General features: G+C 64.8%; 3 protein-coding genes. All 3 read left to right on the top strand.

From position 1 onward, the window contains the following. The first annotated feature begins 121 nt into the window (after nt 1-121). The 3 genes from CSQ99_RS30440 to CSQ99_RS30430 are packed head-to-tail and all read left to right on the top strand — an operon-like array spanning nt 122 to nt 3,871. Nucleotides 122-1,231 (top strand): site-specific integrase, encoded by a 1,110-nt coding sequence (locus CSQ99_RS30440; protein ID WP_014877954.1) that lies wholly within the window; start codon nt 122-124, stop codon nt 1,229-1,231. Continuing rightward, on the top strand, nt 1,228-3,453 hold the full coding sequence (locus CSQ99_RS30435; protein WP_011729600.1) for a tyrosine-type recombinase/integrase: 2,226 nt from the start codon (nt 1,228-1,230) through the stop codon (nt 3,451-3,453). Before CSQ99_RS30440 ends, CSQ99_RS30435 begins: the two co-directional genes overlap by 4 nt. Beyond that, complete coding sequence (locus tag CSQ99_RS30430; RefSeq protein WP_061001907.1) at nt 3,443-3,871, top strand: DUF6262 family protein; 429 nt, start codon at nt 3,443-3,445, stop codon at nt 3,869-3,871. The genes CSQ99_RS30435 and CSQ99_RS30430 overlap by 11 nt, the downstream gene beginning before the upstream one ends. The last annotated feature ends 97 nt before the right edge of the window (nt 3,872-3,968 follow it).

The raw sequence follows: 3,968 nt of genomic DNA, 5'->3' as shown, positions 1-3,968 counted from the left end.
GTTATCTGTAGTGCTGCGGTGAGTGTCTTTTATGTGGACCACGAAGGCTCAGAGTGGTCGGTTCTGCGTTCTGGATGTGGTTATCTCCAGCCGTCCATGAAGCAGATCCTGGAGGGTCGATGTGCTTGTTGTGAAGGTGGTTTCACCGCTCTCGTCGCGTGAATCGTTCACCGTCCTCGGTGAGGACGACGTGCCGGTGGCACCGGTGGAGCGGTATCTGAAGTATTTGACCGACATCGAGCGGTCGCCGAACACAATCAAGGCGTACGCCCATGATCTGAAGGACTGGTTTACATTCCTGGGCGGGCGCGGCCTGGACTGGCAGTCGGTGAGCCTGGAGGATATCGGCGCGTTCGTCGTCTGGCTGCGACTGCCGACGGCACTGCGGCAGGGCGGGATCGCCGTGCTGCCCTCGGTGGAGCATCACTGCGGCGAGTCGACGGTGAACCGGAAGCTGTCGGCGTTGGCGGCGTTCTATCTGCACGCCGTCCGCGACGGGATCGATGTCGGTGAGCTGCTGACGACCTGGCAGATCGGTGGGTCGAGAGGCGGTTGGAAGCCGTTTCTGCACCACATCAGCAAGCACATGCCGAGCCCCCGGCGAACGGTGTCGTTGAAGGCGCCGAAGAAGCTGCCGCGGGTGCTGACCCCCGGCGAGGTCCAGACACTGCTGGATGCGTGCGATCGGTTGCGGGATCGGTTCCTATTGGCGCTGCTCTATGACGCCGGGATGCGGATCGGTGAGGCGCTGGGGTTGCGTCACAGCGACATTGCCGCCGCTGAACGGCAGGTCACAGTTTGTCGGCGTGACAACGACAACCGAGCCCGCGCCAAATCGTTGACGGCCCGGATCGTTCCGGTGAGCGCGGAACTGATTCGGTTGTATGCCGATTACCTTCATGCCGAATACGGTGACCTCGACAGTGACTACGTTTTCGTCAACCTCTGGGGGCGGCCCCACGGCCATCCGTTGACCTATGGCGCGGTCTATGACTTGGTCCGCCGATTGCGCCGGCGCACGGCCATCGACTTCGACCCGCATTGGCTGCGTCACACCGCCGCGACCAGGATGCTGCGCGACGGGATCGGCTTGGAGGTCGTGGCCAAGCTGCTCGGCCACGCCAATGTCACCGTCACCGCCGCGACATATGGGCATCTGAACGTGGAGGACGCCCGGAAGGCCATGGAGCAAGCGGGCTGGTTCATCGGAAAGGCCCAGGTCAAACTGTGACCGCCCTGGATCCCAACTCGACGCTGGGCCTGCTGGGCCGGCTCATGGCCGGTGTTCGCTCCGAATTCCGCCGCGACGTATTGGAGTTCGCCGCGGACGACGCCGTATTCGGCGGAGGGTCCTGCCGCGTCACCGACTGCGGACGCAGCGCCCGCGGCCATGGTCTGTGTCAAGGTCACCACCAGCGATGGGCCAACGCGGGCCGCCCCGACCTCGAAGAGTTCACTGTCTCGACCGATCCGCGTTGGCGCAAACATCGCCCCAACCAGGCATGTCGGGTCGACGGCTGCGGTTACGGGTCGGCTCGCGGCGGATTGTGTCAGCTGCATGCGCAACGGTGGGAACGCGCCGGGCGGCCGCACCTGGCCTCGTGGTTACGTGATCCGCTGCCGGTGAAACAGCCGCGGCCCGGGGCGACCTGCCGGATCCGGCACTGCTCGTTATGGCCGCAGGCCGAGTCGCCGCTATGCCATTCCCATACCAACACTTGGAAAGCCAACGGCCGCACCGATATCGACGGGTTCGTGACCAGATTCGAATCCAACGACACACCGGCAAACGAGACGATCCAACTCGGGATGCTCACCCCGCAGCTGAAACTGGAGATGCAGTACGTGCTGCAGCAACGCCACGACGACCGGCGCGGCAAGCTGACGCCGACCGTTGTCGCCAGGGTGGTCCGACTACTGATCGACACCGCCACCACCTCGCTCCTCGACTTCGACGCCGACGAATGGCGGCAACGCTCAGCCGTGCTACTCAACGACACGAGATCTCGCGGCTTGCTGCTCTATGCCCACTCCACCGTGCTGGACTTGGCCGAGGCTGGCGGCTGGGAAGCCGAATACCCGCGCGACGTCTGGCGGATGCACCGGCTCGGCTATGAAGGCCACTACACACTGCGGTTCGACCGCATTCCACAACCCTGGCTGAGAGAGCCGGCCAAACGATGGATCCGGCTGCGCCTGTCACGCGGACTCAACCTCGAAGCAGGCGGTGGACGCCCGCTGCTGGCCATCGCCCGATTCGGACGGTTTCTCGCCGAGGTCGACATCGAAGACATCAGCCGAATCGACCGGGAACTGCTCGAACGCTACCTGGCCCACCTGAACCGGGAATACAGCCCACAGCGGCGGGGCGCCCACATCGGCCTACTCAATGGTTTCTTTGCCGCGATCCGCCAACATTGTTGGGCAACAGGACTTCCCGCCACGGCGATGTTCTTCGCCGAGGACCACCCGAAGCGCGGCGAGCACCTGCCCAGAGCGTTGGCCGAACACGTCATGACCCAGCTCGAACACCGCGACAACCTCGACCGGTTCAACAACCCCGTCTATCGACTGATCACCGTCATCCTGATGCGTTGTGGGCTGCGGATCACCGACGCCCTGCGGTTGCGCGGCGACTGCGTCACTACGGACGCCAACGGGGCACCCTATCTGCGCTACTTCAACCACAAGATGAAGCGGGACGCCCTCGTTCCGATAGCCCCAGACCTCGTCGACATGATCGGCTACCAGCGCCGACTCGTCTCCGAACGCTGGCCCGACGGCACTGCGCTGCTGTTCCCGCGCCCCACCAAGAACATCGACGGGCAAATCCCGCTGGCGATCCCGACCTACCGCGAGGCGCTGCACCGATGGCTAGCAGTCTGCGACATCCGCGACGAGCACAGCGACCCAGTGCATTTGACGCCGCACCAGTGGCGCCACACGCTCGGCACCCGCCTGATCAATCGTGACGTTCCGCAAGAGGTCGTGCGCCGCATCCTCGACCACGACTCACCGCAGATGACCGCCCACTACGCTCGCCTGCACGACACCACCGTCCGCCGAGCCTGGGAAGCCGCCCGCAAAGTCGACAGCCACGGCCGTGAGGTCAACCTCGACCCGGACGGACCGCTGGCCGAAGCCGCTTGGGCCAAACAACGCCTCGGTCGCGCCACCCAGGCCCTGCCCAACGGCTACTGCGGTCTGCCCGTCCAGCAGAGCTGCCCACACGCCAACGCCTGCCTGACCTGCCCCATGTTCCTCACCACCCAGGAGTTCCTGCCGCAACATCGGACCCAACGCGAGCAGACACTCCACCTGATCACAGCGGCAGAAGCGCGCGGACACCAACGGCTGGCCGAGATGAACCGCCAGGTCTTGGGCAACCTCGACGCCATCATCACCTCGCTCGACACTCCTACCGATCCGAAGGCAGCCGAACATGCGAGCTGACAACAGCATTCACATCGTCACCGCAGCCAAGCAGCGTCACGAGCTCACCCGGGCAAAGGCCATCGCCGCCTTGCACGAACTCGACCGCGCCGGAACCAAGATCAGCTTCGAAGCCGTGGCCGAGCACGCAGGTGTCTCCCGGTCCTGGCTCTACACCCAGCCCGACCTCAAAGACGAGATCAACCGCATCCGTGCGCTACGCCGCCCGCAACACGACCAGGCGCCGCCCGCTCGGCAACGCGCCACGGAAGACTCGCTGCGCCAGCGCCTCGACGTCGCACTTCGCCGCAACCGGGAACTCGCCGAACAGAATCAGCGTCTGCGCCACCAACTCGCTCATGCCCTCGGCCAAGCCCGCGACGACACTCGCAAACGACCCGCCCGACATCGCGATTCGATAACAATCGATCCCTGCTGACCGGCCGACAACCGAGCGCAAGGAGCACGTCGCGGACACCGTCCACACCGCAAATCAGCAGATCACAGCCCTGCCCGACCACCGGACTACAGATAAC

It is taken from the genome of Mycobacterium neglectum (assembly GCF_002591975.1).
Classification (GTDB): Bacteria; Actinomycetota; Actinomycetes; order Mycobacteriales; family Mycobacteriaceae; genus Mycobacterium; species Mycobacterium neglectum.
The sequence above is the reverse complement of the archived record's forward strand: the minus strand, read 5'-3'. Positions and strand labels throughout refer to the sequence as shown.